Origin of the sequence: Paenibacillus sp. 7516 (genome assembly GCF_002272715.1) — a bacterium.
GTDB lineage: Bacteria > Bacillota > Bacilli > Paenibacillales > Paenibacillaceae > Paenibacillus > Paenibacillus illinoisensis_A.
In genome coordinates, this window is sequence record NZ_NPBI01000033.1 from 17,185 (window position 1) to 36,501 (window position 19,317).

A 19,317-nucleotide genomic window follows, 5' to 3' on the forward strand; every position below is an offset into this window, starting at 1 on the left:
GCAGTTAATGGTATAGTACAAGAGACTGTATCAAACCTTTCAGCAAACTACACATGATGTTGATGAACTTGATCATATATGCTTTTGCCACCTGAAGGAGGATCTTCACACATGACAGAGGAGCAATCCTATACGACCGAAGAAATATCCAAGCTGCTCAAAATATCCAAACTAACCGTGTATGACCTGATTAAAAAAGGAGACCTCGTCGCTTATCGCGTCGGTAAACAAATGAGGATTGATGCCACCGACCTGGAAGCATATAAGCGGCGTGCCAAGCAGCTGCAGTCCTCAGCCGGGCCGCTATCCGCTTCGAGTCAATCCTCGGGAACAGCACCTGTAACCGATAGTGCTGATTCAAGTAAATCATTGGCTGCACCTGTTCATGACCATTCCAATGCCCCAGCCAGACCGGTATCCGAAGCATCCCGCATCGTAAGTGGGGAGTCTCCCGTCCCCCATGCATTGCGGCATGTCGTCATTACCGGGCAGGATGTGAGCCTGGATATTCTCATGCGCCATATGGAGAAACAAACGCGGGACATTCGTCCACTGCGCTCTTTCATGGGCAGCCTCGACGGACTCATATCCATGTATCGCGGTGAGTCTGACCTGGTCAGCACTCATCTGCTCGATGGGGAAACGGGCGAATATAATTTGCCCTATATCCGAAAAATTCTGATTGGCTGGTCCTATGTCGTTGTGAATCTGCTCTCAAGACCAGCAGGATTGTATGTACAGCGCGGTAACCCACGCGGCTTACAAGGCTGGGCAGACCTGGATCAGCCTGACCTGCGACTCGCCAACCGCGAAAAAGGTTCCGGGGCACGTGTCCTGCTTGATGAGCAGCTGCGTTTGCACGGGATTCCTTCTTCCCGCCTGATCGGTTATAACCTGGAAGAGACCAGTCATATGGGTGTTGCCGCCAAAGTCAGTTCCGGTGAAGCGGATGTGGGCATTGGCATTGAAAAGGCTGCGCGTCTTGTTGGTCAGGTTGATTTCATTCCACTGACTCAGGAGCGCTATGATCTGGTTATGTTAAAGAAACCGGGCAATGAGACGTGGACCGATTCGGTCCTGCGCATTCTTCAATCTTCGGAGTTCAGACAGGAACTGCAATCGTTCGAAGGCTATGACGTTTCCCGTACAGGTGAGATTTTGTACGAAGTATAATATGACTTCATATACAAGTTTGCCAACACACACACTTATGCTCCCTTACGTCAATACTGTACGGCCCATTAGTTAAAGAAAGCAGCTGATCACTTTGATCAGCTGCTTTCTTAGATTTATTGAGCTATCGTTTCCCGTTAGCTTAGTCGTTAAAATTTTTGAATAGTGATTATGGATGATCATATAAAGAAACACGGAAATGCCTGACATCGCTTATCGGTGGGCGTCCGAATAAACGCGAGTATTCCCGATTGAACTGAGAAGGGCTTTCGTAACCGACGCGAAAACCTGCGGTGGCAGCATCTAAGTTCTCCATGAGCAGCAGTCGCCGTGCCGTTTGCAACCGAATTATCTTCTGATACTGCAATGGACTCATTGCCGTTACTTTTTTGAAGTGTTTGTGCAAAGATGTGGAGCTCATGTTAACCTTTTTTGCTAACTCACTAATGACAAGAGGCTCGGAATAATTTCGGTTAATAAGATGGATCGCTTGGGATATGCTATGAGCATAGCTGCCGACCAGTGCGAACTGCCTGAGCAACGTCCCCTGCTCGCCTTGTAGCACCCGATAAAATATTTCGCGGACGATAAGCGGAGCAAGCATTGGGATATCCTTTGGTGTATCTAAAAGTTGGACGAGGCGAAGAATCGCATCTAGTAAGGGAGGCGTAGACCTATTCACCAAGATCCCTCGTCCAGTATCCCTGTTCCTCTGTGGGTTAGTCTTATTGACGATATCTAGAAGAACATCTGGACTAAGCGTTAATTGTAGACTTAAATATGGTATCTGCGGCGATGCATGAGTAATTTTACCGATAACGGGCAAATGAACGGAGGTGACCATGTAGGTAGCCGAGTCGTACCGGATATTTTCCCCGGCCAAAGTGGCAATTTTAGAGCCTTGGGCGATCACATATAGAGAGGGCATGTTGACCGTATGAGTCGGCTCTGTTTCTTTCGATGCCCGCCTGAAACAAAGCTCGTTAATGGCTGAATTGTGTGTACCGTCTATCGGAGTATGGAGCTGAATCAGCCGAGCCAATTCTTGCTGATAGGTCGAAATGGTAAGCCTGGGAAAGAGTTGCTTCATAATCACCAATCCTTTTCTTCTATACCTTGAGAATATTGTATCCAGACAGACAGGATTAGGCAAAGAACGCGAAGTAATCGTCTACCGGATATTCTTCGTCCTCTTTTATACTTCAACTAGTAAGTCAACAGTACTTGCGACTACTATTGGAATGAAAGAAGGATCGGGCGATGAGCGTAGAAGAGAACTTAACCATGTCAGGAATCAAAGGCAAAGTCGTTGTTATTACGGGCGCAAGCAGCGGAATTGGCGAGGCGGCCGCACTCTTGCTTGCCGAGCGTGGCGCTAAGATTGTGCTTGGAGCAAGAGGCACGGATAGACTTGAAGCACTTGCGAAGCGCATTACAGAACGGGGCAGTGAGGCCGTTTATATGAGCTGTGACGTGCAACGGAGAGAAGACATGTCTAATCTTGTATCCTTGGCATACGAACAGTATGGCAAGCTTGATGTATTCATTAACAATGCCGGTATTATGCCGATTTCACCCCTTGATGAATTGCGTGTTGAAGACTGGGAGTCCATGATTGATATCAATATGAAGGGCGTACTATACGGTATCGCCGCCGCTCTGCCTGTCTTTCGCAAGCAGGGGTTTGGTCATTTTGTCAACACCGCTTCTACAGCCGGGCATAAAACGGTACCGAATCAATCTGTCTATTCAGGCACGAAGTTCGCTGTTCGCGCGATCTCAGAGGGGATGCGCCAAGAGGCTGGCAAACAACTACGCGTAACAATCATATCGCCTGGTATCGTACAAACAAATTTTACGGAGAGCGTTACAAATAAGGAGGTTAGAAACCGTCTCGCTGCTATCCGGGACGAGTTAGCTATGCCGCCGAATGCAGTTGCTCGCGCTATAGCATTTGCAATTGAGCAACCAGACGATATTGATGTGAATGAAATTGTAATCCGTCCGACTGCACAGGTTTAAGATATGGACAAGTTAACCGGAGCGTCAAAACGATTGTCAAAATTAGCTTTATCAATTGCAAGCACCTCCTAGTTAGAATTCTTTAATTTAACAAAAATGAGGAGTAGAATACACGGTTTGGAACTAAATTGTCCCATTTCATGCACAAAGGCAACCAATCAATTAGATCGGTTGCCTCCTAGGTTTTATTAAGTTATAGTTTCTTCGTTAGTAAAACGTTTATCACGCATAAAAAAATCTATTGTTTTTTGCCAAGAATCCGATTGACCATAAGAATTCCCTTTTAACGTGCCTCCGCATGTGAAAACGCCTTGACCCAATTGTACGTTTAATGTTTCATTCAAAGGGATTATATAAGGAATGGGCAATGAATGTCCCATTTCACCATACTCTAAAAGTTTATAATTATATTTATAATTGCTTATTTCTAAAGTTCCCATCATTTCAAGACATGCATCATAAGTATTCCATACATTATCTTTTTGACCTGCAATAAATAAAAAATCTGCATTTGCATTTTCAATTTTAATCCGTGCTCTTTCTTTGTCTTTAGAAAGCTCTAAACTTTTCTTATAAGTAGTAGCAAATCCAAAAGGTATATTGTTTTCTATACATTCACGTTGATGCTCATAAAAAATATCATTATCAACTTTAATAAATGGTAAGGATTCTCCTTTATATGCCCAGGAAGAAACATTCTCACCACTCAAAATGCCATCTAGTGCCTGAAAACAGTATGCATGTGGTGCTGAAACAACTACCTTAGAAATGAAATTATATTTTGAAGCTAGAAGTAAAGCCAATTCACCACCTTTCGAAGTTCCGTGGAGGTAAACTTCATTAGTATGTGTAATTGGATTGTTTTTTAACCAAAAAAACACTTTTTCAAAATACTCCAATGGTATTTTCTCAAGTTTTTTAGGAAGTCCTTCTTCATTAAAATACCCTAGAGTCAGAACATTAAAGCCTCTTGAAGCTAATGGACCAGCCATCAGTGATAGACCTTTTCGTTCACCATCAGATCCACCCAAAAGAACAATAGTTTGAGAATGAATCAATTTGTCGTTGTAAAACAATTCACCTTTAAACTCGTCCTTAATCTCAAGTCTCTTTACCTCAGGCAATATAAACATACGCTCTAATTTTATAGATTCTCTATCTTGCCCACATTCACAGACTATATCAATATATAAGCTTTCGCTAATTGAGATGTTCGTTGCAATATTATCCCCTTCACTATTAGTCTTTCGCATAGATGCAATTAATCCCATGTTATCTACATAATCGTAAGTTCCAGAATCAGGTTTTTGTTGAGATAAATCAACCTTGCCATTAGAGTCTGAAGTAAACACTCCAAAAGATTCAAACTTTTCACCTTTTGCCCATGGGAAATTCATAGCAGCTCTTATTGTAACCTTTCCCCCAGGCGGTAACTCAGTAATACGTATATCGATCTTCTCATCAATAAGAGCAACTTTAGGTCTAATTTCTAATTTCATAGCTTAACCCCCAGTATTTTTACACACCATTTCTTCGAGAAATAAACTCATTTAATGCTCTACCTTGAGCTTCTTCAAATCCTTCGACCATTTCAAATTTATAATTAACATCTTCTTCAAACCCGATCACTTCTTTTACTTTAGATCCATATAATCTTCTAAGTAATTCCCAGAATATTTCTAATTCATTGGTATTAAAGTTGTTAAAAATATCTGCCATCAATAAAATTGATTTTTCGCCACATTCCACCATGACCTTTTTACCTTGTTCTGTAATCACAACATTAATAGCACGTTTATCTCGTTTACTTGGTGAAGTCGCAAGATATCCTTTGTTCTCTAAATTAACGATTAGCTTTTTTGCACTCTGTTTGCTTGTTTCCAACTTTTCAGCAATATTAATCAGACTTGTTTCATCCTCTGGCAAATGGGCAATAGCCAACATAAGCATATACTGTCTTAATGTTAAGTTTTTAAAATAGTGATCCCCCTGCATTTGTAATTTATTGGTAACAGAGAAAAGAGTAGCGTAAATTTGTTGCATTAAATATAGCTCTTTGTATACTAAAGAATGTTCCAAGTAAATCCTCCTTATTAATCTTAGTAACCATGGTGTCTAAAAAAAATAACACTTTCAAATCAAATTGTCAACATGGTGACTATATTTCATGGGTTTATCAAACATTTCATTCATGAGTCAGTGAGTGTCCTTTTTTTATTGCAAGCAAAAACGAATCTTAACCCATAAGTATGTAAGCTCCATTAAACTGCCCGTTAGTTCAACAAAAGCAGCCGATCACTTCGATCAGCTGCTTTCTTAGTTTTATTATGCTATCGTTTCCCGTTAGTTTAACTGAACATGGGGCCAGTTTAGTTAAGAAACATCCATTATTGGATAGGGCTAAGCCCCTAGAGTGATACTCGCAGAAACCAAAAACCGTCAGGGGTTTACTTGTCGGTTTTCCAGTTTCTTGGCACATCGGCCTGCTCCAAATCCTCTTAAAGCCGGGATCCACCGGTAGCATCAACGAACTGCCCTGTGATCCATCGCGCTTCCTCAGAGGCTAGAAATATAACGATATCTGCAACATCCTCAGTAGTACCAATTCTTCCGAAAGCAGACATTGAAGATGCCCCAGCATAAATTTCAGGGTTGGTGAGCCATTCCTTATTCATATCCGTTTCCGTAACGCCCGGCCTTACCGCATTAACCGTAATCCCCTTCGATGCGAAATGGGGAGCCAAAGCCAAAGTAAATGTCTCAATGGCTCCCTTTGAAGCTGCATAAATGGAACGCTCTGGACCAGCAACACGGGTGAAGCCAGTAGAAATGTTAATAATCCGTCCATCCATCCGTATAAACGGGCTAGCTGCTTGAGTGAGGAAATATGGGGCTTTAAAGTTCACATTCATGACAGCTTCAAACGTTTCTACCGACGTTTCTTCAAAGGGAATTTCCGGTGCTATCCCTGCGTTATTGATCAGGATGTCCAATTGCACAGAGCCTATTTCTGAACGAACAGCCTCTTCAAAAGCGGACCAAAGCTTGTTAACACCGGCAATACCCGTGTTTAATTCTGCTTCCAGAGCTACCGCCTTTGCACCCAAAGCTTTAATATCCTCAACAACCTTCAAAGCCGCATCTCTATTTGTGGCGTAATGAACGCCTATAAATTCCGCCCCGCCTGCAGCTAATTTTTTGGCGATCTCAGCCCCTATCCCACGGCTTGCTCCTGTAATCAAAGCAATCTTATTACTAAATCTTCCTTTATTCGTCGACATATGATCTGCTCCTTTTATCCATATAATAACGTAACGATCGTTACGATAAATTATACTATCGAATTTGTCACGTTTTGTCAATAACATAACGATCATTATTTTATGTGATGTTAGCCTAGTCCGATGGATTGGCAGTATTCTGTAACGTGTGTTATGATAAAGGATAGAAGATTTAACATACAGCTGTATGAAATTTAACCCTTCAAGAAAAAGGCTAGGTGACTAACTTATGGGACGAAACCGCGAATTCGATATAGATCAGGCACTGGACGCAGCACTTTGTGTGTTTTGGAAAAAAGGGTACGAGGGCACGTCGTACACGGACCTGACGCAGGCTACGGGTGTCGAACGCCCGGCGCTCTATTCTGCGTTTGGCAACAAGGAGGCCTTATTCCTCCGGGTACTTGATCGCTATTACAATCACTACCATGATTTCTTTCCGGCGGCGCTGGAGCTGCCGACCTCACGGGAGGTGGTCGCACGGATCTTTCGCGGGGCGGCCGAATTGCAGACGCGTTACCCCGATCACAAGGGGTGTCTATATGTCCACGGTGACTTGGCCGGCTCGGATGATTCCGAACCGATTCGGCGTGCATTGATCGATGCACGTGCGGACGGTGAGACTTCGCTACGAGACCGTTTCGAACGGGCGAAGCAGGAGGGAGATCTGCCAGAGAATGCGAACTGTGCTGCACTGGCTGCATTCGTGATGGCCGTGCTCCACGGCATGGCTGTTCAAGCCAAAGCTGGCTTTAGCCGCAACATGCTGGAGGCTGTTGCCGAGCAAGCACTCTCCACCTGGCCTACCGGCAGTTCTGCACTGTCCGGAAAGTCTTCCTAAACCTAAATACAGAGGAATATCGTTATTAAGAAAATGCAAGTTTTGGCTGTCATACGCCCAAAGTTTCTGCAATCATGGAAATACCAAAAGGCTCCTGATATGGGAGCCTTTTGATTTTTACCGGAATGAATGCTATCTGAAATTGATTCACTCTCTGAATCTAACTGTCTAGCTCGCAGACTGCAGCTACTTTAATTTGTCGAAAAGCCCTTGTAAGCTCCATTTTGTTTGTAATATCAGGAGCAAACCCTCTAGCTTCAATACCCAACTCACTTAACTCCACAGCATATTGATTCAACTTCTCTTGTGTTCTTGAAATCATAGCGGTACGGAATCCGTGCCTGCCAAACGTCTTGGCCAATGAAAAACCAAGACCAGGCCCAGCGCCAATTATAGCAATTGTCTTCACAATCTATCCCCCTTAGCAACCTACTTCAAAATGATCCGTTTCGCCCTGGCGAGATTGGCGGCCAGCTCAGCGCGGGTTTGGTGGGCGTGCGCTACCCAAGCGGGCTGGCTGGGACCGCTGCGCCATGACTCGCTCAGCGGACTATTGTCGACCGTATCGAAACCGAACTGGTCGTATAGCTGCGTCACGAGTTCGATGGCTTCAGGAAAGTTGCTCGAGACTGACAACGCATGGCGGTTTGGGTCGCCAGCTGGTCTACTCGAAATGAAGAGGCGGGGGGCCTGGATATGGGTAAAGGCCTTCGCCACCCTCGAGGCAGGAAGCTGCTTCTGACGGAGCTCATGAACGGTCATTTCCCCAGAGTCGATCATAGGGAAATAACCATCACGCCAAGGCATGTAATTGTTCGTGTCGAGTACGATCTTGCGCGCGAGCTGTTCCACAGGCATGTCATTGACCAGCTTGAGGGGGACGGCCACGAGGACGAAATCGCCAGCCTCGGCAGCGCCGGCCGCTGTTGCCGCGCGTGCTGACGGGCCAAGCTCATTAATGAGGCCCTTCAACGTCTCGGGTCCCCGCGAATTGGCAATGACAACCTCATACCCGTTCGCGATCGCCGCACGCGCGATCTGGCTGCCGACCTCGCCTGCCCCAATGATGCCGATTACGGTCATAAATTCGCACCTTTTGCGCTTATCAAATCCTCGCTTTTTTCCCAAAGCCGTTTGGCTTTGTTAACGTCAAGCGCATACGATTTTACGCCGTCGGCAAACGGGTTTGGAGTGTCATCAATCGGTGCGACTGCACAATCCTCGAGGTAACGTCCGCCGATTTCGTTTTTGTCAGCCACGACTGCAGCCCAAACCGACGTAGCAGCTGCCTGTGGAATTTCTTTAAGCTCCGCTTCCGGAAGGCCAGCTTCAGCTCGGGCGCTAGCAACGTTCCCCAATAGACCCTCCATGTCTTTCTGAGAGAAGTGACTCGTGAGATCGGTAGGACTATTCCCAGGCATCACTGAGGCCGCCCGGATACCACGGTTGCGATGCCGTTTATCGAATTCCACTGCATAGAGAGAAGCAGCCGTTTTCGATCGGCCATAGGCAACAAACGGATCGTATTCCTGATGCTCAAAGTTCGGGTCGTCCAGGTCAATATCAGCGGCACGATGAGCTTGGGAAGACAGCACAATCAATCGCCCGTTATCGGCGAGCAGTGACTCGATCCGATTGATCAAAGCGAAATGGCCAAGATAATTTGTCCCAAACTGGACTTCAAAGCCGTCGGACGTCCGGCCGAACGGGGTTGCCATGATGCCGGCGTTGGCGATAATGACGTCGAACCGCTGGCCGCTCGCCAACAGCTTATCCGCGCAGGCGCGCACGCTTTGCAGGGATGCGAGATCAAGTTTGATCAATTCTAGGTTGCCGCCTCCTTGCGCCGCAGCGTCACGGGTCGATGCAGTGGATGACTCCGCTTTGACAAGGTCTCTAACCGTACCGACGACGCTGGCTCCGTGAGCAACCAATGATCGGGTAGTTTCGAGGCCAATGCCTGATGAAACTCCCGTAACGAGAAATCGTTTCCCCTGAAGATCTACACCGGAAAGCACCTGATCGGCGGTTGATTTTGCATTAAATTTACTAATCATATGTTTTTCTCCTCTACTTGCGTATTTGTTATGTGTTTTGCTCTTCATCGGTCGGCATTAACGTACCAATACCCGAGCGCATCGCTGCAGAGATTCCTGCCTCGCCTGCAATATGGATAATCTACACTGGCGTCTAGCTAATATCATAACGTTCATTACGAAATTTATAATATATACTTTTGTTTCTATTGTCAATATCATAACGACAATTACGTTAATAGCAGAGAATTCGTTTTTTTTCGCCGCTACTACTCTACGAGCACCTAATCCTGCCGGTTACCATAATCTTAGAGTAAACAAAAAAAGCCAATCAGAATTCTCTTCTGACTGGCCCGATAATAAGAAAGAGGGGTTGGTTCGCCTGTAGCCGCACATGTGCTCGGGGTCCACTTCGGCCAATGCCCGCGAAATATCAGAAATCGCTTCTGATTTCTACAAAATGAATTTTGCCCTACTTGTGTTACGGTTCACTGTGATTAATCCTCAACTAACCTGCCCTTTAGCTTAACGAAAAATAAAGCAGCTGCCAACCGGCAACTGCTCCTTGCTTTTTTGGACTAACGTTTCCCGTTAGTGTGAAGTAAGGGTATAAATTAAAGTTACAGTATGACGATTAAATAGAAAAGAACTGCTAATACAAAACGATATAGAGCAAACCACTCCAATTGAAGTCGCTTGATCAATCTAATAAACGTTACTACCGCAATCATAGCCACAAGGAAGGAAGTCATAAATCCAATTAACATCAGATACAAATCGTCTAAACGAAGTAAATCGATGCTATCGAATAAGTCCAACAAGGTAGCACCAAACATAACAGGTACAGAAATAATGAACGTAAAATCTGCGGCAGCTTTTTGGCTAGTACCGAGCAAAAGGCCACCTGAAATCGTCGAACCTGATCTCGAAAAACCTGGCCACAAGGCCAGACATTGGAATAAACCAATCCCAAAAGCTTGTTTGTAACTAATCCTATCCATTGTATCAACGCTGGTAGTTCTCTTACTCCGTGATGCGATGATCATTAATAAGCCACCAGCAATTAAACCAAATAAGACAGGTGTAGGGCCGAATAATTGGCTTTTTATAGTGTCCTTTAGTAGAAGATATACGATTAATGCGGGTAACATAGCCAAAATCATATGTATTACGTTTAATCCTTTACTTGTTGAAAAATCCAATTTAATTAAGTTTGACCCAATCTCCATATACCTTTTCCAATAAAGAATTAGAACTGCCATCACTGCACCCAACTGTATAACAATTTTAAAGGTTATTGCCGCGTCTCCCTCAAATTCAAGTAAATTTCCTGCTAAAATAAGATGTCCAGTAGACGATACGGGTAAGAATTCAGTTAACCCTTCTATTATCCCAAGTATGATTGCTTTTATTGGATCAGTCATTAGAAGATGCCCCCCTTTACGAAATAAACTCACTTAGCAAGTTCAAGTATAAGGGTGAATGACTATATATCCCCATCGATTAACATAACAATGTTCATTTCAGTGTGACATTATCGTCACATCATTTCATTGATATACAGATCATATTGATGAATCTTGTTCCACTATCCTGCCAAGTCACATATCACTTTGTCCATGCGATACCCAAACAAAAGACGCCGCTGGCACGGCGCCTTTTCTATTACTACATCTATAATAGAGCCTGCTTCTTCCTCATCAATCGAGAGACACTTCGTATCACCAGAAGTATGTTGCTTTAGCTCTGCATTCGGTTGGACTCAGCGCCAGAATATGCCCGTCTCATCCCGTTCAACTTGTTCGAGCAAATCCTCAAAGTCGAGACAAGGCTGAATAACGTCTACAGCATTCCAGCTGCTAGATTCATCCTGGGCATATACCTTCCATTGTTCACCTTCCCAATGAAACCGGGCAATCGGCAGCATATCCCATTGATACCTTTCATCCGCTGGTCTTTCCTCCGTAAGAATAAGCTCGTCGTTATTCATTACATAAGTCAGCTTCACCATTGTGCGGAGTGGTGCAGGCACCTTCTCGTGGATATACCCATTCATGAGTGACTGAATTCTTCGAATGGTAAACGAGTCCAGCATATCAGTTCACAGCCTTTCATTTGCCAAAATGAACGTCCTCTTCGTTACCAGCTGGACTTGGTCACACCCGGAATCTGTCCCTGATGGGCCAGCTCGCGGAAGACAATTCGTGAAACCTTGAATTTGCGCAAATATCCTCTTGGACGTCCTGTTAGTTCGCAGCGATTTTTCAATCTCGTTGGAGAGGCGTTCCGCGGCAGCTTCTGCAGTGCTTCGTAATCTCCTTTTTCCTTCAGCACCCGGCGTAGCTCTGCGTACTTGGCTACCGTTGCCTGACGCTGTTTTTCACGAACGACTTTTGATTTTTTGGCCATCATTTACAGCTCCTCTACGATTTTTTGAACATGTTACACCTTACAATTCCAATTACAGAACCTTCTTCCGATCAGTTGGTTTCAACGGGCCACGGCAGCGGATTATCAAATCCTCCCCAGTCGGCTTGCATCTCCTCATCACTGAGCAGGCACTGGTCCAGCTCATCCTCAATCATGTCACGCTCCATCTCGATCCCGATCATCACCAGCTCGGTCTGACGGTCTCCCCACTGGGCATCCCATTTTTCCAGGACATCCGGCTCGGTGCGAAAAATCAATTCCTTGTCCGCTTCCGGCAAGGCCGCGACCCAATGTCCGGCAGGTCCAAACTGAATGGAAGGCCCCGCCTGGCTCAGGCTTGCTGCTACGTCTCCTTCAGCCGCCAGCCAAACCAGGCCTTTGGCACGAACAACCTCTTCCGGCCAGTAGCTCATGAACTCAGCCAGACGTGCGGGATGGAATGGCTTCCTGCGACGGTACACGAAGGAGCCAATTCCGTACTCTTCCGTCTCGGGGGTGTGTGATTCTTTTTCCAGCTCCTGAATCCATCCGGCGGACATGCTTGCTTTTTCAAAATCAAAGAGACCGGTATTTAAAATCTCAGCAGGATTCACCTGCCCCTTCACGGTCCGAATAATCTTGGCATGGGGCTGAAGTTTACGGATGATGCCTTCAAGCTTGTTCAGCTCCACTTCATCGACCAGATCACATTTGTTCAGCAGCAGGACATCACACGTCTCAATCTGGTCAATCAACAGATCCACCACGTCACGGGTATCTTCCTCTCCTGCTGCCTGATGCCGATCCAGAAGGCTCTGTCCTGAGGCAAAATCATGCCAGAACCGGTTGGCGTCCACTACCGTTACCAGGCAGTCCAGCTTCGCCAAACGGGTCAGATCAATACCCGATTCTTCATCGGCGTATGTAAAGGTCTGCGCTACCGGAACTGGCTCACTGATGCCCGTGGATTCAATCAGGATATAATCGAACCGGCCTTCGTTCACCAGTTTCTCGATTTCCTGCATCAGATCATCCCGCAGCGTGCAGCAGATACAGCCATTGGATAGCTCAACCAGCTTCTCTTCCGTTCTTGACAACGTGGCCTCTCCCTTGACCAGCGCTGCATCAATGTTCACCTCACTCATGTCATTGACAATGACGGCTACCTTAAGCCCCTGCCGATTGTGCAGTACATGATTAAGCACCGTCGTTTTACCTGAACCAAGGTAACCGCTGAGGACCGTTACCGGAACTTGCTTTTGTGTCATTTCGATCTGCTCCTTATAGTGACAGCCAATAGGTTATCAGCCTTATTAGTAATTATTACGATTAACAACAATGACTATAATCCTGTTGGCTCCTCTTGTCAAATCATTTTTGAAAAAAAGACCTACGGTCTGGTTCCGGCAGCTCGCATCAACATGATGCGTCCCGAAGAATTCAGTCCGTAAGCCTTTAACTTTTGCATCGAAATAGCAGCCTAAGGTCAGCCAGCACAAGTCGTTAAAACCAGCATACAACAACGTATTGTCCGTACAGAGAGAGCTTCCTCATTTTACAGTAGGGAGCCTTTCTCTATTTCCTGATTCCATCCGTTTTCTAAATATAACGACCAGCATCATGGCCGCCACGGAAAGTAACGTACAGATCGTAAACATCGTGGAATAGGAGCTGTTCTGAACAATCAGACCCATGGCGAGTCCGCCTAAGGAGAAACCCAGATCGTAGGAGGACATGAAGATGCCCATCAATACATACCTGGAATCGGCAGGGAGCACGAAGGACAGGTACGTCGTTAATGTGGGATACATGAGTGCCAGGGCAAAACCACTAAACACCGCGGACAAATACACCAGTGGACCAATGAGCTCCAGCAGCGCAAGCATCTGGGTTCCCAGAGCTGCACACAGCAGTAATCCGGCAATTAGCCAGGTATTCCAGCTGCCGTCGGAAGGTATTTTTTTGCGCAGCATAAATCGGCATAGAATAACAACCAGTCCCTGGATCGTTAAAAACACCCCGGCACTCGCAAGTCCCGTCGATACCATATACAGCGGAAGAAACGTCGCCGTTGCTCCAAATACGCAGGAAGCAAACAGCATGACTACACTGCTGATCAACAGTGGTGTACTGCGCCAAATGCCACGAAAGGAGCGGAACATGTCCCTCAGCGTATATGACTGATTTTGCACTGTACGTCTGGGCAGATCTACACGATATCCAATCAGTAGTGGCAGTGCCGCCAAACCAATCATGAGGACCGTAAACCATATCTCGCGGGCGCTTTCCCAGATTTGTATCGCAAGAATCGGAACGATCAGAGAGGGAACCATCGTAAAGAGTGTATACATGGATAACCCCTGTGCCCGGTCCCTATCTTCGAGCTTTTCCACAATGCCAGCCTGCATGGTCATGGAGAAAAACGCAGTCGCCACGCCCTGCAATGCCCGAAGCCAGAGGTATGCTTCCACATCACCAATCATGAAGAGCACCAGTGTTACGGCATGCAGAAGAAGCAGCCATTGCATGACCCGAAGGGGACCATGTTTCCCCAGAAGCTGTGCAGCCAGTGGCCTCAAAAGCATACACGTGAACATGTAAGCTCCCATCATGAGGCCAATTTCGGCCTGACTCAAGCCTGCTGCCTCACTTCTCAGTGGAAGAATAATCGTTAAGGCCGAATTTGCGGCAAAAAATAAAAAAGCCAGCATATAAAACCGGATAAAGGAAAAAGAGACCGGATTTAGTTTGCCATGATTATTTGCAAAAGCGTTCAATAGTTTGTCCCCACTTTCTCACTATCGCCGGAACATATGTACCGAGTAATCGTAATCATTTTGATAAAAAGGACAATTTATCGTATACCGCTTGTCTTGTCAATGAATTTGTATGCGTACTTCGTATGCTTACAATGAAACAACAGAAAAAAGCCGACGCATTCCGCATCAGCCTTCCTTCTATCTCATCGCTGACAATAGTCCCCTACGGTCATACGCAAAAATAATCATCAGCGCTCCAAGTACTGCACATATCAAATACATCCAGGAAAATGAAAACAGATCAGCAATCGGCCCCATAACGACACCCCCAAGCGAAACGCCCAAGTCCGCCGTTGCAATGAATAAACCAATGAGCACGTTGCGGTTCGTCTGTGGCAGGACAAAGGACAGATAGGTGGTCAGCGTTGGATATACGATTGCCTGCGCAATGCCCATGAGTCCCGCGCCCAGATAAAATAGGATTGCTCCTGTCTGAATGGACAATCCTACGCACGCAGCAGCGAGTGTCAGAAGCAGCATCGTTCCCATCATAAATGAAGAGTGCCATGTTCCGTCCGACGGGATTTTTTTTCTAAGCGCAATACGGGCAACCACGACGACCGCAGCCTGAATCATCAGAAACACTCCGGCATTTCCGTGATTCAATTGTGGAGCGTACAGCGGGATAAACGCAGTTATGGCACCAAATACAATGGACGAGATGAGCATAATTACACTGCATTTGAACAAAAATGGATTTCGAATCAGCTCCCCGAAGGAAGCCAGCATACCGGACTTCTGTCCAGTCTTGTCCTGTGTTGTGTCCATCCCTGGTTCCTTCGACTTGTCCATCCTGACACTGTAACCAAATAGCCCCGTTATCATGGCAATCACAATCATGAAGATGGAGAAATAATCCATTCCGCCTGCATTCCACAGTCCCAGAGCAAGCACCGGCCCAGCAATGCCCGGAATATAGGAAAAGAGGGAATAATATGAGATCCCCTGTGAACGATCCTTCTCGGGCAATGCATCGATGATGCCGATCTGGAGCGCCATGGAAAAGAAGGCGGTAGACACTCCTTGCAGGGCACGGGCTACGAAATAGCCCCCCAATCCGGTAAAGGTATACAGGATCAGCGCCAGCCCATTCAGAATCAGAATGATTCGAAGAATTCTGATCGGGCCATGCTTTTGGATAATCTGACCTGCCCATGGCCTGAAAAACATCGTTGTGAACATGTACGCTCCCATGACGAGACCAATGACAGTGCTGTTTGCCCCCAATGATTCACCTCTTAGAGGGATGATGACATTGAGGATGGCGTTAGCGCTAAAGTATAAGAGCGTCAATAGATATAAACGCAGAAAAGGCCATGACAATGCTCCGCTCACGGTGTGTTCTCCTTTAGAAAGTAATTAAATGATCCAGCAGCTTTCTCGCATACTCGGACTTCACGGTTCTCAGCTGTTCGATAGGCACCATTTCTTCTATGCGACCCTCTCTGAAAATGACCACTCTGTCACAGATATAAGCAGCTGCCTGTATATCATGGGTGACAAAAATATAAGTCAACTGATAGATCTCCTTCAGCTCTTTCAGCACATGGAGCACTTGAGTCTGAACCGATACATCCAGCGAACTGATTGCTTCGTCCAGCACAATGCACTGAGGCTCTGTTGAGATGGCCCTGGCGATACAAACCCGCTGCACTTCTCCTCCTGACAATTCATGCGGATACCTGGATCGGTATGAGTTGTCCAGCCCAACCTGGCTAAGCAGCACATCGATTTTGAGCGAATGGGCATGGCCTTCCGGGTTCTTTTTTTGTAGGCGTAATGGTTCCATAATGGCTTCCTCGACCGTAAAAAACGGATTGATCGACGATTTGTAATCCTGAAAAACGGCACTGATCCGGCCCCTTCTCGCCTTTCTGTCCAGTACAGATCTGCCTTCGAGCAGAATCTTTCCTTGCTCCGGGCGTTCCATCCCCAAAATCAGTCTGCCCAAGGTGGATTTTCCGCTCCCGCTCTCCCCGATGATACCCAGGCATTCTCCGCGCGAGCATTCAAAACTGACATCATGCAGAACGGATTTCCGGCCTCCGGAAAACAAACCGCCTAGTGGATAGGATTTATGAACATGGTCAACGTTTAGCAATATGCTGTTCCTCCTGCATCAACTGCCTGAAATGATGGCTTAGCTCCCGGCGGGTGGATACCAAAAACTGTGTATACGGGTGCTGTGGTTTCGAAAAGACGGAGTGAATGCTGCCCGACTCCACAATATGTCCATCCTTCATAATCAGAACCTCATCCGCGATCTTCCGTACGACACCAAGATCATGCGAAATAAAGATCATGGAGCATCCCATTCGTTCCCGTAATTGGATCAGCTGCTCGACCACTTCGTATTGGGAAATCGTATCCAGAGCCGTTGTAGGTTCATCCGCTATAATCACATCCGGTTCCAGCACGAGCGCCAGCGCAATCATGATCCGCTGCAGCATGCCTCCTGACAGCTGGTGAGGATATTGATTCATGATGTGCACCGGATTTCTCAGCATAACCCGCTCCATGGCCAATTTCATGTTCTGCTCCACTTCCTTGGCATTCCATCCGTAATGCGCTTGAAGGGTCTCTCTCAGATGAACACCGATCACGCAGGAAGGGTCAAATGCACCCATTCCGTTCTGGAGAATCATGCACAGATTTCGGCCCCTTTTTTTGCGCATTTCCTGCTCCGTGAGCTGGTTCAAATCTACCCCTTGGAACAGAATCCGGCCGGACTGCCGGATGGCTGGTTTATTCAGGCGCATGATGGACCTGCATGTCATCGACTTGCCGCTCCCACTTTCCCCTACAATGGCGAGGCACTGACCTTGCTTCAACTGGAATGAACTATTGGGCACGATGACTTCTTCCGTAAGGGCATCCCATATTCGCAATTGCTCAACTTCCAATATATTCATAAGAGACCTGTTCACCTCTCTTCCTTCCGCGAAGCTTGCCGCCCGGTTTGGACGTCATCAATTTGGGGTCAAGCGCCACCTGCAGCGCATCGGACAGAAAATTGAATGCCGATACGACCAAAACAATTGCCAGACCTGGCGCAAGCATCAGCTCTGGCCTGGAGAACATGACTTCTCTGGCCTCATTCAGCATCATGCCCCACTCGGCTTGTGGTGCCTGAACGCCCAATCCGAGAAATGAAAGCCCGGAAATTTGCAGGATCATGGAGCAAATGGAGCTGCTCGAAATGACAGCAATGTCGGAAAAGGTAACGGGCAAAATGTGCTTGTGAATGATGCGCAGGTGGCTGATTCCCGAAGCCCTGGCAAATCTCACATAATCCATCTCGGAATATTGCATGACCGATGTACGAATAACCCGGGCAAACCATGCCCATTTCATGACCACAAAGGCGATCAGAATATTTTCAAGACCAGCACCCAAAATGCCAACTACCGCAAGCGTCATCACGTATCCCGGAAAAGAAAGCATAATATCACAGATCCTCATGAGGATGGCGTCTGTTTTCCCTTTGAAGTAACCAGAGATGAACCCCACGAGGGCCCCCAGAAGAACAGAGGCCAGCAGAGCAAGCAATACCCACAGTACACTTGGCCGAATGCCATAGATCAGCCTCGACAACACACATCTGCCCAGATGATCATTGCCAAGGAGGTACGACCACGATGCTGATGCATACCTGAGCTTCATGTTCACTTCTTCGGGATCATGCGGTGCAAACAAGGGAGCAAAAACGCCAGCAACAATCATCACCACGATAAAAGCAAGAGACGCCATGGCGAGCTTATCCCGGCTTAAATTGCGAAGGTTTCTCATTCGAATTCCTTTCTGAGTTTGGGATTCAGTGCCGCGTTTACGATATCAGAAAGCGTATTAAACAGCACAAATGTGACGGCCAGAATAAGCACGTACGCCTGGATAATCGGAAAATCCCGGCTCAGGATGGATCTGACGCTTAATCGGCCCAGACCTGGCCAGGCGAATACATTTTCAATCACAACCGTGCTTCCAAGTACAATAGGAATGGCCATACAAAAGATGGAAACCGACACTTGCAGCGAATTCCGCAAGATATGCAGTGTTACCTTTCTCTCGGGGATTCCGCTGGCTCGCGCGTATAGAACATAATCTTCGTTTAGATTGTTAAGCATGGAACTTCTGACGCTCCTGAAGTAGATGCCTACATAACTTACCGTAATGACGATGACCGGAAGAATATAGCTCTGCGGCGAATCCATTCCGCTGGTGGGCAGCAGATCAAGCTTGACGGAAAAGTACCAGATCAGCATTGCTGCAAGCCAGTAGGAAGGTATCGCCGTGAGCAGGAAGGAGAAGCCTCGTACGGACTTATCCATCATCTTCCCTTCCCTCATCGCACAGATTACACCTAACAGGATCGAGAAGAGGATAATGAAGACAGAAGATATCAGCGTTAATTTGAGCGTGTTCACAAATGCCGGACCAATCATGGACCAGACGGAATTTCCGGTCACATAGGACTCGCCGAAGTCCAGCTGAAGACAGGCCAGCAGCCAGTTTCCATATTGAATCATAAACGGCCGATCCATGCCGAGATCTGCCTTGGTTTGGGCAATCAACTCATCCGTAATCTGCGGAACTTCCTGTGCCTGCAGCACAACAACGGCAGGATCCAGCGGTGACAGATTGATCAGCACAAAGGTTAGAAACGAAATAATCAGCAGCAGGGGTATTGCGAGCAGAATCCGTTTGACGATAAAACTCCCCATATCCATCTCCTTTTT

20 protein-coding genes are annotated in these 19,317 nt (G+C 46.5%); 3 read left to right on the plus strand and 17 right to left on the minus strand.

Annotation, left to right across the window (positions count from 1 at the left end; translation table 11 throughout):
• The first annotated feature begins 111 nt into the window (after positions 1-111).
• Positions 112-1,173: a substrate-binding domain-containing protein gene (locus CHI14_RS23990; protein WP_095291964.1), complete on the plus strand. Its 1,062-nt coding sequence runs from the start codon at positions 112-114 to the stop codon at positions 1,171-1,173.
• A 169-nt stretch (positions 1,174-1,342) separates the two neighbouring features.
• Here the strand turns inward: CHI14_RS23990 and CHI14_RS23995 are convergent, their stop codons facing one another.
• Complete coding sequence (locus tag CHI14_RS23995; protein WP_095291965.1) at positions 1,343-2,263, minus strand: AraC family transcriptional regulator; 921 nt, start codon at positions 2,261-2,263, stop codon at positions 1,343-1,345.
• 170 nt (positions 2,264-2,433) lie between these two features.
• Here CHI14_RS23995 and CHI14_RS24000 point away from each other — a divergent pair, with 170 nt between their 5' ends.
• The gene (locus CHI14_RS24000; RefSeq protein ID WP_095291967.1) at positions 2,434-3,195 is read left to right on the plus strand and encodes an SDR family oxidoreductase; all 762 of its coding nucleotides are present in this window, start codon (positions 2,434-2,436) and stop codon (positions 3,193-3,195) included.
• Between the two features lie 188 nt (positions 3,196-3,383).
• On the opposite strand, the gene CHI14_RS24005 is transcribed toward CHI14_RS24000, so the two are convergent.
• The 3 genes from CHI14_RS24005 to CHI14_RS24015 all read right to left on the minus strand — a co-directional run bounded on the left by CHI14_RS24005 (position 3,384) and on the right by CHI14_RS24015 (position 6,476).
• Positions 3,384-4,694, minus strand: coding sequence for an acyl-CoA thioesterase/bile acid-CoA:amino acid N-acyltransferase family protein (locus CHI14_RS24005; RefSeq protein WP_095291968.1), 1,311 nt, complete (start codon positions 4,692-4,694; stop codon positions 3,384-3,386).
• 19 nt (positions 4,695-4,713) lie between these two features.
• Positions 4,714-5,274: a MarR family winged helix-turn-helix transcriptional regulator gene (locus CHI14_RS24010; protein WP_095291969.1), complete on the minus strand. Its 561-nt coding sequence runs from the start codon at positions 5,272-5,274 to the stop codon at positions 4,714-4,716.
• 419 nt (positions 5,275-5,693) lie between these two features.
• The gene (locus CHI14_RS24015) at positions 5,694-6,476 is read right to left on the minus strand and encodes an SDR family NAD(P)-dependent oxidoreductase (protein ID WP_095291971.1); all 783 of its coding nucleotides are present in this window, start codon (positions 6,474-6,476) and stop codon (positions 5,694-5,696) included.
• A 229-nt stretch (positions 6,477-6,705) separates the two neighbouring features.
• Here CHI14_RS24015 and CHI14_RS24020 point away from each other — a divergent pair, with 229 nt between their 5' ends.
• A complete protein-coding gene (locus CHI14_RS24020; protein WP_095291972.1) occupies positions 6,706-7,317 on the plus strand; it encodes a TetR/AcrR family transcriptional regulator in 612 nt (203 codons plus the stop codon).
• Between the two features lie 160 nt (positions 7,318-7,477).
• Here CHI14_RS24020 and CHI14_RS24025 read toward each other — a convergent pair whose 3' ends face one another.
• The 13 genes from CHI14_RS24025 to opp1B form a co-directional block, all read right to left on the minus strand.
• A complete protein-coding gene (locus CHI14_RS24025; protein ID WP_095291975.1) occupies positions 7,478-7,726 on the minus strand; it encodes an SDR family NAD(P)-dependent oxidoreductase in 249 nt (82 codons plus the stop codon).
• 20 nt (positions 7,727-7,746) lie between these two features.
• Positions 7,747-8,400, minus strand: coding sequence for an NADPH-dependent F420 reductase (locus tag CHI14_RS24030; protein WP_095291977.1), 654 nt, complete (start codon positions 8,398-8,400; stop codon positions 7,747-7,749).
• Complete coding sequence (locus CHI14_RS24035; protein ID WP_095291979.1) at positions 8,397-9,374, minus strand: SDR family NAD(P)-dependent oxidoreductase; 978 nt, start codon at positions 9,372-9,374, stop codon at positions 8,397-8,399. Before CHI14_RS24035 ends, CHI14_RS24030 begins: the two co-directional genes overlap by 4 nt.
• A gap of 599 nt (positions 9,375-9,973) precedes the next feature.
• On the minus strand, positions 9,974-10,777 hold the full coding sequence (locus tag CHI14_RS24040; protein ID WP_095291981.1) for an undecaprenyl-diphosphate phosphatase: 804 nt from the start codon (positions 10,775-10,777) through the stop codon (positions 9,974-9,976).
• Between the two features lie 338 nt (positions 10,778-11,115).
• Positions 11,116-11,448, minus strand: a complete 333-nt coding sequence (locus CHI14_RS24045) for a DUF3024 domain-containing protein (protein WP_095291983.1) — start codon at positions 11,446-11,448, stop codon at positions 11,116-11,118.
• A 44-nt stretch (positions 11,449-11,492) separates the two neighbouring features.
• Entirely contained in the window at positions 11,493-11,762 is a 270-nt protein-coding gene (rpsN, locus tag CHI14_RS24050) for a 30S ribosomal protein S14 (RefSeq protein WP_095291985.1), read from the minus strand.
• A 71-nt stretch (positions 11,763-11,833) separates the two neighbouring features.
• The gene (locus tag CHI14_RS24055) at positions 11,834-13,030 is read right to left on the minus strand and encodes a GTP-binding protein (protein WP_095291988.1); all 1,197 of its coding nucleotides are present in this window, start codon (positions 13,028-13,030) and stop codon (positions 11,834-11,836) included.
• A gap of 282 nt (positions 13,031-13,312) precedes the next feature.
• On the minus strand, positions 13,313-14,539 hold the full coding sequence (gene cntE / locus CHI14_RS24060) for a staphylopine family metallophore export MFS transporter CntE (protein ID WP_349290399.1): 1,227 nt from the start codon (positions 14,537-14,539) through the stop codon (positions 13,313-13,315).
• A 180-nt stretch (positions 14,540-14,719) separates the two neighbouring features.
• The gene (gene cntE / locus CHI14_RS24065; RefSeq protein WP_095291990.1) at positions 14,720-15,916 is read right to left on the minus strand and encodes a staphylopine family metallophore export MFS transporter CntE; all 1,197 of its coding nucleotides are present in this window, start codon (positions 15,914-15,916) and stop codon (positions 14,720-14,722) included.
• Positions 15,917-15,929: 13 nt separating this feature from the next.
• On the minus strand, positions 15,930-16,682 hold the full coding sequence (locus CHI14_RS24070; protein ID WP_095291992.1) for an ABC transporter ATP-binding protein: 753 nt from the start codon (positions 16,680-16,682) through the stop codon (positions 15,930-15,932).
• Complete coding sequence (cntD, locus tag CHI14_RS24075) at positions 16,669-17,493, minus strand: staphylopine uptake ABC transporter ATP-binding protein CntD (RefSeq protein ID WP_095291994.1); 825 nt, start codon at positions 17,491-17,493, stop codon at positions 16,669-16,671. The genes CHI14_RS24070 and cntD overlap by 14 nt, the downstream gene beginning before the upstream one ends.
• On the minus strand, positions 17,474-18,370 hold the full coding sequence (gene cntC / locus CHI14_RS24080) for a staphylopine uptake ABC transporter permease subunit CntC (RefSeq protein WP_095291995.1): 897 nt from the start codon (positions 18,368-18,370) through the stop codon (positions 17,474-17,476). Before cntC ends, cntD begins: the two co-directional genes overlap by 20 nt.
• Positions 18,367-19,302: a nickel/cobalt ABC transporter permease gene (gene opp1B, locus CHI14_RS24085; protein WP_095291997.1), complete on the minus strand. Its 936-nt coding sequence runs from the start codon at positions 19,300-19,302 to the stop codon at positions 18,367-18,369. The genes cntC and opp1B overlap by 4 nt, the downstream gene beginning before the upstream one ends.
• Between the last annotated feature and the right edge of the window lie 15 nt (positions 19,303-19,317).

Excerpts from the sequence above, each read along its gene's own strand:
- cntC (WP_095291995.1), bottom strand. The coding sequence starts at position 18,370 with ATGAGAAACCTTCGCAATTTAAGCCGGGATAAGCTCGCCATGGCGTCT.
- CHI14_RS24055 (WP_095291988.1), bottom strand. The coding sequence starts at position 13,030 with ATGACACAAAAGCAAGTTCCGGTAACGGTCCTCAGCGGTTACCTTGGT.
- CHI14_RS23990 (WP_095291964.1), top strand. The coding sequence starts at position 112 with ATGACAGAGGAGCAATCCTATACGACCGAAGAAATATCCAAGCTGCTC.
- CHI14_RS24015 (WP_095291971.1), bottom strand. The coding sequence starts at position 6,476 with ATGTCGACGAATAAAGGAAGATTTAGTAATAAGATTGCTTTGATTACA.
- rpsN (WP_095291985.1), bottom strand. The coding sequence starts at position 11,762 with ATGGCCAAAAAATCAAAAGTCGTTCGTGAAAAACAGCGTCAGGCAACG.
- CHI14_RS23995 (WP_095291965.1), bottom strand. The coding sequence starts at position 2,263 with ATGAAGCAACTCTTTCCCAGGCTTACCATTTCGACCTATCAGCAAGAA.
- CHI14_RS24040 (WP_095291981.1), bottom strand. The coding sequence starts at position 10,777 with ATGACTGATCCAATAAAAGCAATCATACTTGGGATAATAGAAGGGTTA.
- cntD (WP_095291994.1), bottom strand. The coding sequence starts at position 17,493 with ATGAATATATTGGAAGTTGAGCAATTGCGAATATGGGATGCCCTTACG.
- CHI14_RS24020 (WP_095291972.1), top strand. The coding sequence starts at position 6,706 with ATGGGACGAAACCGCGAATTCGATATAGATCAGGCACTGGACGCAGCA.
- CHI14_RS24005 (WP_095291968.1), bottom strand. The coding sequence starts at position 4,694 with ATGAAATTAGAAATTAGACCTAAAGTTGCTCTTATTGATGAGAAGATC.
- CHI14_RS24035 (WP_095291979.1), bottom strand. The coding sequence starts at position 9,374 with ATGATTAGTAAATTTAATGCAAAATCAACCGCCGATCAGGTGCTTTCC.
- opp1B (WP_095291997.1), bottom strand. The coding sequence starts at position 19,302 with ATGGGGAGTTTTATCGTCAAACGGATTCTGCTCGCAATACCCCTGCTG.
- CHI14_RS24030 (WP_095291977.1), bottom strand. The coding sequence starts at position 8,400 with ATGACCGTAATCGGCATCATTGGGGCAGGCGAGGTCGGCAGCCAGATC.
- CHI14_RS24000 (WP_095291967.1), top strand. The coding sequence starts at position 2,434 with ATGAGCGTAGAAGAGAACTTAACCATGTCAGGAATCAAAGGCAAAGTC.
- CHI14_RS24045 (WP_095291983.1), bottom strand. The coding sequence starts at position 11,448 with ATGCTGGACTCGTTTACCATTCGAAGAATTCAGTCACTCATGAATGGG.